The following is a 17243-nucleotide window of genomic DNA, read 5'->3' as shown; positions in this document are numbered from 1 at the left end:
CTCCTAACGTATTGTTCTGATGGCTTTGATTGTGAACCGATTCCGCGCGCGCTTTGTGTCTCTTGTGTGGACGAAGCTTTACTGTTCTTGACGGTGGATGCTGATCACGGACGGGCCGGCGTTGGTTTGCGGCGTGCTGCAAGCCTCGTCCTCGTCGAAGGCGATGTCGCCGTTGGCGTCGGGCCGGCCGTTGGCCTTGAGGGTCTGGAAGGGGAAGAGGTCCCGGTCCATCATGTGCGAGGGCACGATATTGCCCATGGCGCTGAACATGTTCTCGATGCGACCAGGGAACTTCTTCTCCCAGTCGTTGATCATGGCCTTGACCTGTACGCGCTGCAGGTTCTCCTGGCTGCCGCAGAGGTTGCAGGGAATGATGGGAAATTCGCGATGGGCGGCCCAGCGCACCAGATCGGGTTCGGCCACATAGGCCAGGGGGCGAATCACCACATGCTTGCCGGTGTCGCTGACCAGTTTTGGCGGCATGCCTTTCATGCGCGCGCCGAAGAACATATTCAGCAGCAGGGTGACGATGATGTCGTCGCGGTGGTGGCCCAGGGCGATCTTGGTGGCGCCCAGCTCCTCCGCAACGCGGTAGAGGTTGCCGCGGCGCAGGCGCGAGCACAGGCTGCAGGTGGTTTTACCCTCCGGCACCAGGCGCTTGACGATGGAGTAGGTGTCCTGCTCCTCGATGTGGAAGGGAATGCCGCGCGACTTCAGGTATTCGGGCAACACATGCTCGGGGAAGCCGGGCTGCTTCTGGTCGAGGTTGACGGCGACGATGTCGAACTTGATCGGCGCGCGTTTCTGCATGTTCAGCAGGATGTCCAGCAGCGAATAGCTGTCCTTGCCGCCCGAGAGGCAGACCATGACCTTGTCGCCCTCTTCGATCATGTTGTAGTCGACGATGGCTTGGCCCACCTGGCGGTGCAGGCGCTTGGACAACTTGTTCAGCTCGACCGAGGTTTTTTTGTCCTTGGCGGCGCTGTCATCGCTGGCCGGAGCGGCGGCTTCCAGTTGGCTGGGCAGGTCGAGATTCAGGGTGGGTGCGTCTTGGGTGTTCAGCATGATGGTGTCTGTCCTTGTCACTGCGGCAGGCTGTGCTTTTGAGCGCCCCGCCAGGGGCTGCGATTGATCGAGTGGCGCCCATGGAGCTGGCTTTGCCGGGCCATCGGGCGCTGCCCCTTGAGGGGTGCGCGAAACGCGTCGGGGTGGTCCATCACCACTGGCCGCATTCGGCACTGATGGCGACCTGGCAGTCGGGGAAGATTTCGAGTTTGGTGACCTTGATGCGCACGCCGGCCACGCCGGGCAGCTTCATCAAGCGGGTGCAGAGTTTGCCCAGCAAGGCTTCCAGCAGGTCGGTGTGTTCGGCCGTGCATTCGTCGATGATGATGGTGCGCACGCGACGGTAGTCGAGCACATGGCCGATGTCGGCGTCGCGCGAGACGATCTGCTGAGCGCCGAGGTTGACTTCGGCATCGACCTGGATGGGCTGCGGGCCTTCGCGTTCGAAGTCCAACACGCCGAGGTTGGCGCCGAAGCGCAGGCCGGTGATGTGGATGATCTGGCGGTTGTTGCGGCGCATCGCCAGGCTGGGCTGGCCCTCGTGCAGTGGGCGCAAAAAGGCCTCGACGGCCTTGGCCGCCACGACACCGTCGCCCAGCGCGGTTTGCACGCAAGGGTGCTGGCGGCCGCTGGCATCGCCGGCCACGAACAGGCCCAGGGGCGCGAAGCGCGGCTCGTCTCGGAAGGGGTGAGACGGCGCCGTGATGCCGGCGCGCTGCAGCGCGTCACCCACCTGCAGCCAGGCGCTGGGTTCGGCCTCGAAGCCCAGCAGCACGGCCACATGCTCAAAGCGCTCCTCGCCAAAGGCTTGTGAATGCACGCTGACGCCAGCCTCGTCGGGCTGCAGGCGACTCGGCATCGGGCTGGGCAGGCGGGTGCGAATGGCGCCAGCCAGGCCCTGGATACGTTCCACCAGGCGCTGTTGGGCGCGCCAGTCGCTGCGCGACCAAAGTGTGACCTGGTGGCCGCGTGCCTGCAGGTAGAGCGCGTTCTCGGCCGCGTTGTCGCCGCCGCCCAGCAGCAGTATGCGCGCTGGAGCCAGCTGCTCGCGGCAGGCGGTCAGGCTCAGCGCGTCCAGCACGCGCGGGTGGGGCAAGGGCGTCGGGAAGAAGGCTTCCGGGCGCAGCGGCTTCAGGCCGGTGGCCAACAACAGGGCCCGTGCTTGCAGCACCTGGCCGTCGTCCAGGCGCAGGCGCCAGCCTTCGCCGGCCCGCCAGTCCAGATGGGCGCAGCTCTGGCCCAGCACGGTGTGCACCTCGTTCAGGCTCTCGATCTGGCGCGCGTACTGCTGGCCCAGGCTGGCCAGCTTCTGGCCGGGCGCGCCCAGCACCCAGTCCTGTCCAAATTGCAGGCTTTGCAGGCCAGCGCAGAGCTGCGTGGCCCGTTCCACCAGGGCCACGCTCAGACCCAGCTGCTGCAGCCAGGAGGCGGCGCTGCAGCCAGCCGGCCCGCCACCGAGGATGGTGACATCGAGCTGCGGCGGCAGAGAGTCGGGTGTGGAATGGGGCATGGTGGCGGACAGGGCGAAGACCAAAGCGCCGGATTATCCCAGCTCACCCGCGCCTGTGCCTTTGGCAGGCCTCCCTGCAGGGCCGGGGCGAAGCGCGAAGCGCCGACCTGGCGTGCGAGTGCGCACAGCGCCCGAAGCGCTGCTTCCATGGGTAAACCCTGGTTGCGATGGGCCTGACAGGTCGGGAACGGCGCTGACAATCGCGGGCTCAAAAAATAGCCGTGAGCGAGGGAGTTGAACAATGAAAGCAACTGGAAAGAAAAAACGTGGCCGCCAGCCCTTGATCATGACGGCATGTGGCCTTGCCGTCAGCCTGCTGTTGGCGTCCGCACCGGCTTGGGCTGGCGAGCCCAGCCCTGCGAAGGCGCCAGAGACGGCGCAGCAAGAGGCGGGGCGGCCGGCTGGCCCGGCGCCGGTGACTGCCTTTGCAGCGACCGCGCGTTACAGCAGTGGCACGCTGTCGCCCGACGGCCGCCTGTTGGCGCTGCTCGCGCCACTGAACGGCAAGCGCAACATCGTCTTGTTCGACCTGCAGACCCGCCAGGCTCGGGCCTTGACTGGCATGAACTCCTTCGACGTGACCGCCTTCCACTGGGTCGGCTCCGAGCGTCTGGTCTACACCTTGGGCCGCCTGGATACGCCGACCGGACCTGAGTCAGGAGACGGCGGTGGGCTGTTCGCGGTCAAGGTGGACGGCAGCGCGGCCCGCAAGCTCGTGCCGACCGTGCGCGAGCAGGTCAATCAGGGCTTGCGACGCTTCACCCATATGGACTTCATGGCGGTGGCCCCGGGCAGCGAAAACGAAATCCTGGTCCAGGCCAATCTTCGCAGCCACAAGACCTATGACATTTACCGCGTCAACCTCGACAGCGGCCAGCGCCAATTGCTGACTTTCGACCGACCCGGTGATGTGCTGAACTGGGTGCTGGATCGCGACGGTGTGCCGCGCGCAGTGACGCTGGTCGACAACCCTGACTTGCCGCTGGCGGAACAAAGCCGCAGGGTTTTGCTGCGCGAGAACTTGGAGGCGCCGTGGCAGGAGCTGGCACGTTTTGCACCTGGCAACGACCCCGCGGCATGGATGCCGCTGGCCTTTGCAGAGAACAGCAAAGACCTGGTCGTCTCGGCCTACCGAGGACAGAACACCCGAGGCCTGCACCGTTTCGAGGTGGAGACGCGTAAGTTGGCTGCCGTGCTGGCCGTCCACCCGCGTTACGACCTGGGCGGCGGCCTGCTGTTCGATGCCCGTAGTCGTGGTCTGATCGGCCTGCGCTTTGCCGATGAACGCCAGCAGGTGGCCTACTTCGATGAACAGCATGCGCGCCAGCAGGCCAATCTAGAAGCCAGCTTTCCAGGCAAGACCGTGGCCATCCAGCGCACGAACAGCAGCCGCACCCTGGTGTCGGTTTACAGCGACCGCGCGGTGCCGACCTATTTCATCCTCGAAGAGGAGCGCAAGTCACTGGAAGAGCTGATGCCCAGCCGGGTGGACCTGGTGGAGCAGGATCTGGTGGAGATGCGTCCTTTCCTGCTCAAGACCCGTGACGGCCTGGAGATCCCGTCCTACTACTTCCTGCCCGCCGACCATCAGCCCGGTCAGCGCTTGCCGACCGTGCTGCACATCCATGGCGGCCCCCATGTCCGCGCAGATCCCTGGGGGCATCTCAGCAGCTATGGTGTCAAGGAAGCGCAGCTGCTGGCCTCGCGCGGCTATGCGGTCGTGCTGCCGAATTTCCGCATCACCCCGGGGCTGGGTAAGAAGGTTTACGACGCTGGTTTTGGCGAAATCGGCCGCAAGATGTCCGAAGACCATGAGGACGCGGCAGCTTGGGCCGTGCAGGCCGGTTTTGCCGATCCCCAGCGCATCTGCATCTCGGGTGCGAGCTATGGCGGCTATGCCAGCCTCTGGGCCTTGATCAAGACTCCCGATCTGTTCAAGTGCGGCGTCGCCGGCCTCGTGGTCAGCGATCTGGAAGTCATCCTCACTTCAGGTCAGGGCGATATTCCGCAGAACAAGGGGGGCGTGGCTTTCTGGCGTCAGCTGATCGGCCAGAAGGAGCCCGGATGGGCGCGGGCCCACGAGGTTTCACCAGCCCGCCATGCCGAGCGCATCAAGGCTCCGCTCTTCATCTATGCCGGCAGCGATGACTGGCGCACGCCCATGGAACAAACGCATCTGATGGTCGATGCCATGAAGAAGGCCGGTCGCCCGCCCGAAGTGCTGATGATCAAGGCCGGTGAAGGCCATGGTTATGGCAAGAGCGAGAACCGGGTCGACCTGTACGAGCAGATGCTCAAGTTCCTGGACCGCCATATCGGCCCTGCTTCCCTCCAGCAACGACAGCCTTGATCCTCAGCGTTGCGGACGGCGTGCCCGCTGCCACAGGCGCCAGCCCAGCAGCAGGGCCAGTACGGCGCCATAGATGGCGGGCTCAGCAAAGTTGTTTTTGCCGGCCCGCATCCAGATGAAGTGGGCCAGGGCGACCAGGCTCAGCAGATAGACCAGGCGATGCAGGCGCTGCCAGCGGGCCGCTCCCAGTGCCTTTATGCCGCGGTTGAAGGACGTCGCGGCCAGCGGCAGCAGCATCAGCCAGGCCGTGAAGCCCATCAAGATGAAGGGGCGTTTGAGGATGTCAGCGGCGATATCGCCGGGCTCCAGGCCCATGTCCAGCCAGGCATAGGCGAGCAGATGCAGGCTGGCATAGAAGAAGCTGAACAGGCCCAGCATGCGGCGAAAGCGCGCCAGCGCCGCCTGGCCGCTGATGACGCGCAAAGGCGTCACGGCCAGGGTCAGGCACAGACCGCGCAAGCTCCAGTCGCCGAGGCTGCGGATCAGGGCCTCGGCCGGGTTGGCGCCCAGGTTCTCGCTGACGGCGCCCCAGACCAGATAGCCCAGGGGCAGCAAGCAGATCAGAAATAGCAGGGGCTTGGCGGCGGCATGCAGCCAAAGCGAGCGGCGAGTCATAGGGGCGCCGGTCAATAGAACTTTTTCAGATCCATGCCCGCGTACAGCGAGGCGACCTGATCGGCGTAACCGTTGAACATCAGCGTCGGTCGCTTCTTGGTGAACAGGCCGTCTTCGCCGATGCGGCGCTCGCTGCCCTGACTCCAGCGCGGGTGGTCGACTTGCGGGTTGACGTTGGAATAGAAGCCGTACTCACGCGGCGCGGATTCGGTCCAGCTGGACACCGGCTGCTTCTCCACGAAGCGGATCTTGACGATGGACTTGGCCGACTTGAAGCCGTACTTCCAGGGCAGGACCAGGCGCAGCGGTGCGCCGTTCTGATTGGGCAGCACTTCGCCATACATGCCGAAGGCAAGCAGGCTCAACGGATGCATGGCTTCGTCGATGCGCAGGCCCTCGGTATAGGGCCAGTCCAGCACCCCGTTGCGCAGGCCCGGCATCTGGGCCCGGTCCGCCAGGCTGATGAACTCGACGTACTTGGCGCGCGAGTTGGGTTCGACCTTTTTGATCAGCTCGGCCAGCGAGTAGCCGACCCAGGGGATCACCATGCTCCAGCCTTCCACGCAGCGCAGGCGATAGACGCGCTCTTCCATGGGGCTGAGCTTGAGCAGCTGATCCAGGTCGAAGCTGCCGGGCTTGCCGACTTCGCCTTCCACCGTCACGGTCCAGGGCCGCGGCCGCAGGCTGCCGGCGTACTGCGCCGGGTCGGATTTCTCGGTGCCGAATTCGTAGAAATTGTTGTAGCCCGTGGCGTCGGCGTAGCGGCTCAACTTGTCCATGCTCATGGCTCCGGCCACGGCACTCCGGGCGCCGGGCAGCTTGGCCAGCTTGCCCGGCCCGGCGGTCTGGGCTAGGGCCTCGCGGCCGGCCCAGGCGGCAAGGCCAGCCCCGGCAGCGCCGGTGGCCATCAGCTGCAGCCATTGACGGCGCTCTTGATAGATCGCTTGCGGTGTGATGTCCGAAGGCAGGATCTTGGACTCGGTCGAGCGGATGTGAGCAGAGCGTGGCATGGCAGGCCTTTGCAAAAACGAGAGGAGACGCCCTCAGTCGTGGCGGCTGGCCGCAAGCTTACGGGTCTTGCTGTTTTATTGCCCATCCGGCTGGAAAAACCCCGCCGTCGCTGGCTCAGTGCGCCGCGCCTTCTGCTTCGGCCCAGCCTGCCGGGCAGCTCAGAGACTTCAGCAAGCGTGCGTGTTCCCCGCTTTCCTTGAGTTTCTTCAGGCCGAGGTTGAAGTCACGCAGCAGTTCGGCGCTGCGGGCCACTTGTGGCGGCAGGATCAGGTGGGTGGTGAAGCTGTCCGTCAGCAGGCGCGGATGGGCGGTGAGCCGGGCCGCTTCGGCCGGCTTGAAATGGCGGGCCAGCAGGTCACAGGCCACATTGCGCTCCATGGGCAAGACATCGATGCGACCCAACAGGAGCTTGCGCAGACCGGCCAGGTCGGTCGGCGTGGCATCACCCTTGAGTTCGCCGTTCTTGATCCCGGCCCAGAACTCGGGCGTGTAGGTGTAGTCACGAACAAAGCCGATCTTGTAGGCGCTCAGATCGCTCAGGCTCTGCCACTCGAGTTTGAGGCTGCGTGGGTGCACCAACAGCCACTGTTCGGTCAGCACGTTGTCGCTGAGCAGGAAGTCGCGCCGGCGCTCGGCCGATGCGCCCCAGTAGGCGGAGGCATCGAAATGACCGAGCCGGGTTTCCTGCTGCGCTCGGGTCCAGGGCAGAAAATGGAACTCCACCTGATGCCCGGCCAGGGCGAAGGCGCGGCGCACGATGTTCAGGGCGATGCCCTGATCGGCCCGGCTTTGTGTGGCATAGGGTGGCAGCTCGCCCGTGGCGATGCGCAACTCCAGTGCCCAGGCCGGGGCTGAGCTGAGCAGCAGCCCCGCCAGCAGGCTTGTTGCGACCCGCAACAGCGGTTTCGGCAGCAGCGGGGCGGTGGACGGCATGCTGCGACCGGTGTTCAGAGCGTGCCGTAGGAGTGCAGGCCGGACAGGAACATGTTCACGCCCAGGAAAGCGAAGGTGGTGACCACCAAACCGGCCAGCGCCCACCAGGCCGAGACCATGCCGCGCAAGCCCTTCATCAGGCGCATATGCAGCCAGGCCGCGTAGTTGAGCCAGACGATCAGGGCCCAGGTTTCCTTCGGGTCCCAGCTCCAGTAGCCGCCCCAAGCTTCGGCGGCCCAGAAGGCGCCCAGGATGGTGGCAATGGTGAAGAAGGCAAAGCCCAGGGCGATGGACTTGTACATCAAGTCATCCAGGGTGCTCAGCTCGGGCAGGCGGGCCGTCAGGCGGCTGCGCAGGGCCACGGCCAGCACGAAGAAGACCAGCAGCCCGGCCATCTTGCGCGCCCAACCGTCCAGGCCGGCGATGGTCTCAGCCGGCAGGTCGGCACCGAAGCGGGCGGCCAGAATCATGGCGATCAGGGCCGCAGGCATGACGATCAGTCCCAGACTCAGCGCGCGCAGGCTGGCGGTCTTGAGCAGATAGGCCAGGGCCACCATGGCGGCCAGGGCGAAGGTGCCGTAGCCCACGAAATTGGCCGGCACGTGGATCTTCATCCACCAGCTCTGCAGGGCCGGCACCAGGGGCTGGATCTCATGCGCCTCGCGCGCCACCGTGTACCAGAGCAGGAAAGTCACCGCCGCACTGATCACCAGCAGCACATAGGCGCCGAGGGCGCGGGTCTTGAACTTCGCTTCGTAGTACAAGTAGAACAGCGCCGTCATCCAGGCGAACAGCACGAAGACTTCATAGAGGTTGCTGACCGGGATGTGGCCGATGTCAGGGGCGATCTGGTGGCTTTCGAACCAGCGCACCATGGTGCCCACCAGGGCCATGAAGACAGCGGCCCAGGTCAGGCGCGAGCCGATGGCTTCGGCCGCGCTGGCTTGGCCGCGCTGGGTGAAGAAGCCACCCCAGTAGAACAGCGTGGCCATGTAGAAGAGCACGCTCATCCACAGAATCGCGCTCTGGCTGGACAGGGCGTACTTGAGCCAGAAGACTTTGTCGGCCGCGGCCAGGTCGGCGCCAAAGGCGTCGGGCGTCTGGACGTAGAGGCCGATGGCCAGCAGGCTGGCTGCGCCCACGCCGGCACACAGCCAGCGCAGTGGCGCCCAGAACCAGCCCAAGGCGATCAGGGCCGGCAAGGCGCAGATCAGGATGCCTTTTTCATAGCCGTCCATGGAGGCGCCGTAGCGCGAGAAGGCGAACAGGCCGCCGGCCAGGATCAGGGCGGCAAAGCCCCAGTCGATGGCGTTGCGTCCGGAGAAGTAGCCCAGGTCCTGGCCGCGGACCGCGGGGCGGCCTGCGCTGACGGTGCTGCTGCTTGCGCTGTTCATACGCCTTCCTTCGAGAGATAGCCTTGCAATTGTTCGAACTCGGTGGCCAGGTCCGGCGACTCGCGCGTGCTGGCCATGGCCATGCGCACGCGGGTGGTTTCCGGTTGGCCAGGGCTGGGTTCCAACCACAGCCACAGGCGGCGTTCGCGGATGTAGAGCATGGCGAACACGCCAATGATCAGCAGCACCGCACCCAAGTAGACCAGTTTCTGGCCGGGTGCGCGGGTCACCTGGAATACGCTGGCCTGCACCTGCTTGAAATCGGTCAGTTGCAACAGCACCGGCGCCGGGTAGAACATGCTGTCCGACAGCGACAGCACGGCCTGCGTCATGAAGGTCTGGGTGCTGGCATCGGCCACTGCGGCGCCCAGGCCGGCTTGCTCGCGGCCCAGCTTGTAGAGCTCGAACAGGCTGCCATTGAGGATGCGCAGCAGCACCTCGGAGACGCGCTGGCGCTCGCCTTCAGGCACTTCGCTTTCGATGAACTGGCTCAGCGCCGGCAGGCCGCCCCAACCACCGCTGGCGTCAGTCTTGGCAGGCTCGGCACCGGCGAACAGATTGAGCGCACGGCGCGCCGTGGCCTGCAACTGGGGCGCCATCTGCGGTTTGTCGTTGGGCGTGGCCGCCTGAGCGTAGCGGCGTGCGGCGCGCTCGCGCTGCTCCGGGTCGAGCAGGCTTTGGCGCAAGCGCATCCAGCTGTCCAGGCTGAGCTCCGCATCGGCCGGGATGCGCAGGTAGCGGAAGGCTTCGGCCGGGGTCTCGCGCACCCCGGCCAGGAAGACCTTCTGCCCGTCCAAATCGACAGGCAGCATGTAGTTGTTGTATTCGCGGGCCTGGCCGGCAGCGTCGCGCAGGCGGTAGCTGAAGGAGGGGCCGACATTGCGCAGCTCCTTATCAGCGCCACCGCGGGCGCCGCTGCCCATATGGTTCTGCAGGCGGTTGACCAGGTCGACGGCCCGCACATCGGTGCTGCCTTCCTTGCCGCTGCCGCCCTTGCTGCCGGCGCTCATGTTCTCGACATTGATCACGCGCAGGCCGTTGAACTCCAGGCGCAGGCTGTCGCCTTCCTTGGATTCGCCGCTGGCCAGCTGGGTGCTGCCGCCGACCACACCATCGATGGCAAAAGGCTTGGCTGCGCCGGCCTTGCGGGCCATGGGCAGGGCCAGCAGTTTTAGACTGGAGCCGCCATCTTCGAAGCTGCTTTGGTAGATGGCAATGCCGCGGTGCTGGGCCGGTTCATTGACCTTGACGCGCTTTTCGGTCGTTAGCCCGGTCTCACGGTCACGGATGACGATGTCGCTGGCGAACAGCTTGGGCATGCCGGTTTCGTAGTATTCGACGATGAACTTCTTCAGCTCGACGTCGAAGGGCAGGTCCTGCAGCACCACGCCGCTGGGCATGGACAGGATGGCCGTGCCGGCTGTGGCGCCTTCCGGCACCATCAAATTGCCGCGGAAGCTCGGGTTGTTGGGCGGCAGTCGGTGTTCGGGCTTGACCTCGCTGATCAGGCCGCCGCCTTCGTAAATCGTCTTGCCCTGGGCCCACATCAGGCCGCGCACCAGCAGGTCGCCATCGAGCAGGCCACCCAGGCAGACCAGCACGATGGCCGAGTGGGCCGCCAGATAGCCGAGCTTGTTGCTGGCTCCGCGTCGCGCCGCCAGCATCACGCCGCGGTCACGCACCTGCACCTTGGTCTTCCAGCCGCCAGCGCTCAGGCGGTTTTTCAGGTCGGCCAGGGCGGCTTCGGGCGCCCGGCTCAGCTGCAGGATGGCCTTGTGGTGGTGGGCCTGCAGCGATTGTTCGCGCACCGATTCCTTGAAATTGCGCAGGTCTTGCAGGATTTTGGGCGCGTTCCGCGTGATGCACAGGCTGGTCGAGGTCACCAGAAAGGCCAGGATCAGCAGAAACCACCAGGCGCCATAGACGGTGTACAGGTCGAGCTTGCCGAACACCTCGGCCCAGAAGGGGCCGAACTGGTTGACGTAGTTGTTGAGCGGCTCTCGTTGCTTGACCACGGTGCCGATCACCGAAGCAATGCAGATGATGGTCAGCAAGGCGATGGCAAAGCGCATCGAGGCCAGCAGATCGAGCAACTCCCGGCCCGGCGAGTGCGCGACGATGGCTGCGGGCGCCGGCGACGGCGCGGCCTCCCTGGGTTCGGACAATGCCGCAGCCTCGGGCGCAGGCATCGGCGCCAGGCCGGACGGCACGGTGTCAAGCGCGTACTCGCTGGAGGGAAGGGTGTCGCTCATGGAAGCAGGATTGTCGGTGGGCCCGAGGCATCAAGGGCGGGCCCATGAAAAAAGGCCGGTGAACTTCACCGGCCTTGTTCGTGATCAGGTGCAGCGGCCGAAGGCGCGCCCGGGCTCAGCGCAGGCCGGCGATGTAGTCGGACACGGCCTTGATTTCGCGGTCATTGAGCTTGGCTGCGACACCGGTCATCTGGGCATTGTTGGCGCGGGCGCCCGAGCGGAAGGCGATCAGCTGCGCTTCCGTGTAGTCGGAATGCTGGCCGGCCAGACGCGGGTACTGGGCCGGCAGGCCGGCGCCGTTCGGGCTGTGGCAGGCGGCGCAGGCGGGGATCGAACGCTCGGCGATGCCGCCGCGATAGATCTTCTCGCCGAGTTCAACCAGGGTCTTGTCCTTGGCGAAGCCAGGCTTGGCTTGCTTGGAGGCGTAGAAGGCTGCGACATGCTTGATGTCTTCGTCCGACACCGTGGCGGCCATGCCTTGCATGACGGCGTTCTTGCGAATGCCGGCCTTGAATTCGGTCAGCTGCTTGGCCAGGTACTCAGGGTGTTGGCCTTGCAGGATGGGGTTGGCCGGGCTGCCGCGCGAGCCATCTGCCGTGTGGCAGGCGGCGCAGACCTGGGCCGAAATGGCAGCGCCCTTGGCCAGGTCAGGCTTGGCGGCGGCTTTGGTTTCGTTGGCTTGTGCCGCCGAGAACGTGGCGAATGCAAGCACGAGGCTCGAGGTCAGGACAGCAGCAGTCTTCATCATGAATATATTGATTCGGTAAGCGCAACCCATAGATTTTACAATGGCAATCCACCAAGCCTGAACACTTCATGACCAACACCACTTCTGAGCCGCAAGAAAACGCGCCAAATCCGGTTGCCGCGGCCACCCCCACCGACAAGGTGGTGTTGGGCTGGACCCACACCGCGCGTTTTCTGACCACTGCCAGCCAGCTGGTCCACCTGCCGCCGAATGAGCTGCCCGAGATCGCCTTTGTGGGCCGCTCGAACGCCGGCAAGTCCACCGCCATCAACACCCTGGCCCAGCAAAAGCGCCTGGCTTTTGCGTCCAAGACCCCGGGCCGCACCCAGCACATCAATCTGTTCCACCTGGGCCCCAAGGACGCACCGAACGCCTTGTTCGCCGACCTGCCTGGCTATGGCTATGCCGCCGTGGCCAAGGCCGCCAAGCTGCGTTGGCAGAAGGTCATGGCCGACTATCTGGAAGTGCGCCGCAGCCTCTCGGGTGTGGTGCTCATGGTCGACTCGCGCCTGGGCCTGACCGATCTGGACAAGCAGCTGCTGGAGTTCGTCACGCCGCGCGTGCGCAATGGCGAGATCAAGTTGCTGGTGCTGCTGACCAAGGCCGACAAGCTCAATCGCAAGGAGGCCGATGCGGCCTTCTTCGCCACCCAGGATTTCCTCGGCGACATCGTCACCGAAGAGTCGGATGTGCGCGTGACCCTGTTCTCGGCGCTGAAGAAGCAGGGCGTGGCCGATGTGGCCCACATCCTGTACGAATGGGCCCACAGCGTGACCCTGGTGCAGGCCAGCTTCAATCCGGCCGATCTGCCCGATCCGGCGGCGCAGTTGGATGACGCCGACACAGCGAAGGACTGATCGTGCTCAGGGCCGGCCGATGAAGAGGTAGATGGCCGAGCTGCCCTGCGGCGCCCGGCCCAGGGCCAGGTAGAGCGGGCCGATGCCAGTGTCGGCGCCGATGAAGACGCTGGCCGCCGTGCGCAAATCCTTGGACGAAACCTTGTCGTTTTGCCCCCAGGCATTGCCAATTTCCAGCGAGCCGCCATAGAAGAAGCCGCGCGTCAGCAGCGGCGTCTCGCGCAGGCGCCGGTAGTAGGTGGCGCGGCCGAACACCAGGGTGTCGCCGATCAGCTGCCCCGGCTGGTAGCCCGAGAGTTGCTGGAAGCCGCCCAGCGAGTAGGGGCCTTGCGCCGAGTCTTCGGGCTGGCGCGCCAGGAAGGTGCGAGCGTGCAGATTGAGGGTGTGGGTGCCCCAGCTGCGCACCCAAGTGCCTTGCAACTCGGCGCGGTGGAAGGCCGCGTGGCGCACGCTGCCGCCGCTTTGCTGGCCGGCAATCGCTTCGAAAAGCACCCGGTAGCCGCGCTGCGGGAAATTGGCGAAGTCCAGTTGGTCGACCACGGCCTTGAGGCGCAGGCCGGTTTCGCTCCAGACCTTGTCCAGGCGGTTGTCGCTGATCACGGTCGGCGCCAGCTTGGGCGTGACTCGCCAGTTCTGGTGCTGCAGGCCCAGGCGCAATTCGCCCAAGCGGCCCCAGGGCTGACCCAGGTCGGCGCCGAAGGTGGCGGCCTGGCGCTGCAGGCGGGCCACGGCCACATCGCTGGTGTCTTGGTAGAGGGTGAAGTTGCGGCGGTCGAGCTCACCCCAGGCGGACACAAACCAATCGTTCGAGCGACCGAGCTGGAAACTCAGCGGCTGGTAGATCTCGCTGTAGAGGCGTGGCGTTTGGCCTATGGTCAGCTGGTTGCGCCATTCCGTGCCCAGCGGGGTCAGCCAGTGTCGGTTGTGGGAGATGCGCAGATTGAAAGCGCTCTCGCCGTCGAAATCGGTGCTGAGGTCCAGGCCGATGCGGAAGTAGTTGGGCCCCCAGTGTTTGTCGTCCATGGTGAAGACCAGGGCGTCACCACCAGAGCGCTGTTCGACGTGGTAGTCCACCCGCTCGTAATCACCCGAGGAAGCCAGCAGGCGTGCATCGCGTTCGGCCCGCTCGGTGTCGAAGATCTGGCCCGGCGCCGATTCCAGCTGCGCCTTGAAGCGCTCGGGGTTGGTGATGCTGCTACCTTCGAACTTCACCGTGGCCAGCATGGCTTTGGGCTGATTGCGGCGCACGCGCTCGAGCTGCCACTCGGCATAAGCCGCAGGGCCCAGGGCCAGGCCGCGCAGGCGCGGCAGCAAAGCCTCGGCCGCAGCCTCGCCGGCGGCGATCAGTTCGCGGGTCTTGTCGAAGTCGCCGGCGCCAAGCGGCCCCAGCTTGGGCGTGATCAGCAGATCGTCGGCGCGCAAGCTGGCCAGGCTGCGCTGCACATTCTGCTCGGTCAGGATGTTGATCATCTGCCCGGTCACGCCGACCAGGGAACTCAGTGCCGAGCGGCCCGACAGCGGCGTGCCGACATTGACCGCGATCAAGCGCTCAGCGCCCAGGCTGCGCGCCACATCGACCGGCAGGTTGTTGACCAGGCCACCGTCGCCCAGGATCCGGTCCTGCCATTCGGTCGGCGCGAACACGCCTGGCACGCTCATGCTGGAGCGCAAGGCCAGGGCCAGATCCCCCTCTCGCATGATGCGCTGCGCGCCGGTTTCCAGATCGGTGGCCACAGCGCGGAAGGGCGTGGGCAGATCGTCAAAGTTCTGCACATTGCGCACCGGCAGGGTGAAGCGGCGCAGGAGAATTTCCAGTCCACGGCTGGACAGCGTGCCCTGCGGCAGGCGGAATTCGCCGTCGCGCATGCCCACTTCAACGGCCGGTGAGAACTCGAAGTCCTCTTCCTTGCGACGCTGCGAGAGCTGCTGCCGGTCGACCCGGCTGTTGAAGACCGTGCCCCAGTTGACGGCCAAGAGCTCGCGCTCGAGATCCCGTGCGCTCATACCGCTGGCAAACAGGCCGCCAATGATGGCGCCCATGGAGGTGCCGGCAATCATGTCGGCGGGGATGTGCTCTCGCTCCAGCACCTTGAGCACGCCGACATGGGCCAAGCCGCGCGCGCCGCCACCCGACAGCACCAGGCCGATCTGCGGTCGCAGCTGTGGGCCTGGCTGAGCGGCGGGCTGAATTGCGGGCGCCACGGGCTCGCTGGCTGGAGCGGCCACCGTGCTGGTACTCGGCGCTTGGGCCAGGGCCAGGCCGGCCAACAGCAAGCCGGCGAACCCCAAGCCCCAACGCGCGCCGCCCTCAGACCGCATCGTCGAGGTCTTGCATCAAGGTGTCGACTGCGCGCTGCACCAGGCTGTTTTCATCGAGGGCCGTGATCAGGCCGTGGGTCAACAGGCGCTCCAGGGCCGCGCGTGTCAGCGAATGGCGCTGGTCCGGGTCCTGACCGACAAAGAGGAAGAACTGGCCGCTCTCGCTGATCCAGGCCACTTGCGCGGTCAGCCAGCTGCTCTGTACGAACAGGTGGTACCAGCCGCCGATGTGCAAACCGTCCAGCCATGCGCCGACGGCCGAGCGGGCCTCGGGAGAGTCGCCTTGGTCGTAAAGCTGCACCGGCACGGTCGGCAGGTGGCCGCGGTTGACCCGGGTGTGCGCCCATTGCGTGGACATCTCGGATTCGCGTTCGATCAGCAGGCGCTGCAGCAACTCCTCGGGGCTGAGCTCGCGGGAATTCGGCCCGCGCGGGCTGGCTTCGATTGGCTTGGCGGCCTCGGGCAGGGCGCTCATGCCGCGCAGCAGGCGCCCATGCTGCAGCATCAGCTCCTGCAGCACCGATTCGCGCTGGGCTTCCGGCAAGGCGATGGCGTCGCAGCCACTGCGTAGGCCTTCGATCAGGCCCGGCAGACGCTGGCGCAGACGCTGGCGCGAGCGCTCGTCGGGTGTGTCGTGCAGGCTCTCCAGCAGCTGGTCCACCCATTCGATGCGCATCATGGCTTGGTCTGATTCGCGACCGTGAAGCACCATGGCTTGCACGATCACCTCCACCCAGGCGGTGTTCATGAAGCGGCGCAGCTTGGGTCCCAAGGGCGCCTCGGTCGTCTGGGCGGCCAGCTGTTCATGCAGCAGCTTGCGCCAGGGTTCGCGCAGGGTCTCACGTTCCAAGGCGCCGAGCGCTTGGGCGCTGCGCTCGCTGCGCTGCTGGGCCTGGCTGCTCAGATGCGCCTCGACCCGGGAGAGGGCCTGTTGGAACAGCGCCGCGCTGGGCACGGCCACATCGATCAGGCCCTGCACTTCGCCTTCGATGAAGCGCAGAAAACTTTGCAGGCGCTCGTCGTCGGCGCGCTCGAAGGCCATGCCATGAGCGGCGACGCGATTGAGCAGGCCCCAGGTCGGGTGGTCTTGCTTGTGCAAGAGGTTGGCATCGCTGCGCGCCAGGCGCACCACGGCCACCTGCAGCCGCGCCAGCAAGGCCTTGAGCGGCGGCAAGAGGCGTGGGTCGGCCAGGATCTGGTCGTAGAGGCGGCTCAGCAGATCAGGCCCATGGCCGGCCCGGAACACCGGCGTGGCCGCTCCTGCCGCAACGCCGGTAGCGGCCGTCGCGTGGCCCAGTGGTGCCGGCCGGGTGTTGTGTTCGTGGACCCGTCGGGCCAGGCCGTCGAGCGTGGCCGGCTGCGTGCTGCGGCGCGCCAGGGCCAGGCGCAGCTCGGCGTCCGGGTCGACGCGCGCTGCGTGGCTGGCCACCATCTGGCTCAAGTCGGCCGCGCGCAGCTGGGCGCACAGGGCGCTGTAGAGCCGCAACATGCCGCTGGCCATGGGCTGGGAGGCGGCCTGCATCAGCTCGTAGCGCGCCTGCGGTTCCATCTCAACGCTGGACAGGGCCACCAGCAAGGCTTGGGCGAACAGGGCCGGCCGCACCGGGTTCTCGTTCTTGAGCGCGCGGGCAGTGCCGCGCAAGGCGGCGAAGACATTGCCGAGCTGGTGCAACTCGGCGCGCGCATGTTCTTCCACTGCGTGGATCACATGGGCCACGGCCACGTCTTGCAGGGCCTGGCGGTCATCGACCAAGCTCAGGGAATTGATGTCGTCGAGCTTGCGCTGCAGCGGGTCTTCGCCGCGCGCCGAGGCTTGCAGCAAGGGCAGCAGGGCGGTCTCGAAATCGTTGGCGAAGCGCGCTCGCATGCGGCGCCAGCCGTCAAGCAGGTGGAAGTGCTTGGGCCGGCTGTCCAGTTCGTCCTGGATGGCATTCAGGACATGGCGGCTCAGACCCGGCGCCTGGGTCATGGCTTCGGTGAGCAGGGATTGCAGGGTGGGTGCGTTGGACATGCGAGCAGCGGGGCCGATTTGCCGCTGATTATCAGCGTGAGGAGGGCTGCCCGCGCCGGCCTGTGGTGCTGCCGCTGCAAGCGGGTCGCCTGAGCGGCCCCTGTCGCGCAGAAACTCACAGCGGACCGTGCCGCCAGGTGACCCGTCCTGAATTAGGTTGACACTAAGAACGGTTGAA

The 17243-nt window shown here is 65.9% G+C and carries 12 protein-coding genes and 1 pseudogene; 2 read left to right on the top strand and 11 right to left on the bottom strand.

The window, feature by feature from the left end:
• Window positions 1–78: 78 nt before the first annotated feature.
• The 3 genes and pseudogenes from ttcA to LNV23_RS00055 all read right to left on the bottom strand — a co-directional run.
• Entirely contained in the window at window positions 79–1062 is a 984-nt protein-coding gene (gene ttcA, locus LNV23_RS00065) for a tRNA 2-thiocytidine(32) synthetase TtcA (RefSeq protein WP_411910528.1), read from the bottom strand.
• Between the two features lie 154 nt (window positions 1063–1216).
• Window positions 1217–1585, bottom strand: coding sequence for a dihydroneopterin aldolase (locus LNV23_RS00060; RefSeq protein WP_263517155.1), 369 nt, complete (start codon window positions 1583–1585; stop codon window positions 1217–1219).
• 393 nt (window positions 1586–1978) lie between these two features.
• Window positions 1979–2575 (bottom strand): annotated as a pseudogene (locus tag LNV23_RS00055) (NAD(P)/FAD-dependent oxidoreductase); the annotation flags it as partial.
• 241 nt (window positions 2576–2816) lie between these two features.
• Here LNV23_RS00055 and LNV23_RS00050 point away from each other — a divergent pair.
• The gene (locus LNV23_RS00050) at window positions 2817–4925 is read left to right on the top strand and encodes a S9 family peptidase (protein ID WP_263561060.1); all 2109 of its coding nucleotides are present in this window, start codon (window positions 2817–2819) and stop codon (window positions 4923–4925) included.
• Window positions 4926–4928: 3 nt separating this feature from the next.
• On the opposite strand, the gene msrQ is transcribed toward LNV23_RS00050, so the two are convergent.
• The 6 genes from msrQ to LNV23_RS00020 form a co-directional block, all read right to left on the bottom strand.
• The gene (gene msrQ, locus LNV23_RS00045) at window positions 4929–5540 is read right to left on the bottom strand and encodes a protein-methionine-sulfoxide reductase heme-binding subunit MsrQ (RefSeq protein ID WP_263561059.1); all 612 of its coding nucleotides are present in this window, start codon (window positions 5538–5540) and stop codon (window positions 4929–4931) included.
• A gap of 11 nt (window positions 5541–5551) precedes the next feature.
• Window positions 5552–6550 (bottom strand): protein-methionine-sulfoxide reductase catalytic subunit MsrP, encoded by a 999-nt coding sequence (gene msrP, locus LNV23_RS00040; RefSeq protein ID WP_263561058.1) that lies wholly within the window; start codon window positions 6548–6550, stop codon window positions 5552–5554.
• Between the two features lie 115 nt (window positions 6551–6665).
• Window positions 6666–7484, bottom strand: a complete 819-nt coding sequence (locus LNV23_RS00035) for a substrate-binding periplasmic protein (protein ID WP_263561057.1) — start codon at window positions 7482–7484, stop codon at window positions 6666–6668.
• Window positions 7485–7498: 14 nt separating this feature from the next.
• Window positions 7499–8878: a c-type cytochrome biogenesis protein CcsB gene (gene ccsB / locus LNV23_RS00030; protein WP_263561056.1), complete on the bottom strand. Its 1380-nt coding sequence runs from the start codon at window positions 8876–8878 to the stop codon at window positions 7499–7501.
• Window positions 8875–10950 (bottom strand): cytochrome c biogenesis protein ResB, encoded by a 2076-nt coding sequence (locus LNV23_RS00025; protein ID WP_263561763.1) that lies wholly within the window; start codon window positions 10948–10950, stop codon window positions 8875–8877. Before LNV23_RS00025 ends, ccsB begins: the two co-directional genes overlap by 4 nt.
• Before the next feature lie 295 nt (window positions 10951–11245).
• The gene (locus LNV23_RS00020; RefSeq protein ID WP_263561762.1) at window positions 11246–11875 is read right to left on the bottom strand and encodes a c-type cytochrome; all 630 of its coding nucleotides are present in this window, start codon (window positions 11873–11875) and stop codon (window positions 11246–11248) included.
• Between the two features lie 71 nt (window positions 11876–11946).
• Here LNV23_RS00020 and yihA point away from each other — a divergent pair, with 71 nt between their 5' ends.
• Complete coding sequence (yihA, locus tag LNV23_RS00015; RefSeq protein ID WP_263516816.1) at window positions 11947–12735, top strand: ribosome biogenesis GTP-binding protein YihA/YsxC; 789 nt, start codon at window positions 11947–11949, stop codon at window positions 12733–12735.
• 6 nt (window positions 12736–12741) lie between these two features.
• Here yihA and LNV23_RS00010 read toward each other — a convergent pair whose 3' ends face one another.
• Complete coding sequence (locus LNV23_RS00010; protein ID WP_263561055.1) at window positions 12742–15054, bottom strand: patatin-like phospholipase family protein; 2313 nt, start codon at window positions 15052–15054, stop codon at window positions 12742–12744.
• Window positions 15044–17065 carry a DUF1631 family protein gene (locus LNV23_RS00005; protein WP_263561054.1) on the bottom strand — a complete coding sequence of 674 codons (2022 nt, stop codon included), beginning with the start codon at window positions 17063–17065 and terminating at the stop codon, window positions 15044–15046. The genes LNV23_RS00010 and LNV23_RS00005 overlap by 11 nt, the downstream gene beginning before the upstream one ends.
• Window positions 17066–17243 lie beyond the last annotated feature (178 nt).

The organism is Kinneretia sp. DJ1R-11, assembly GCF_025717595.1.
Taxonomy (GTDB): domain Bacteria; phylum Pseudomonadota; class Gammaproteobacteria; order Burkholderiales; family Burkholderiaceae_C; genus Paucibacter_A.
This window is presented reverse-complemented; position numbering and strand designations above follow the sequence as displayed.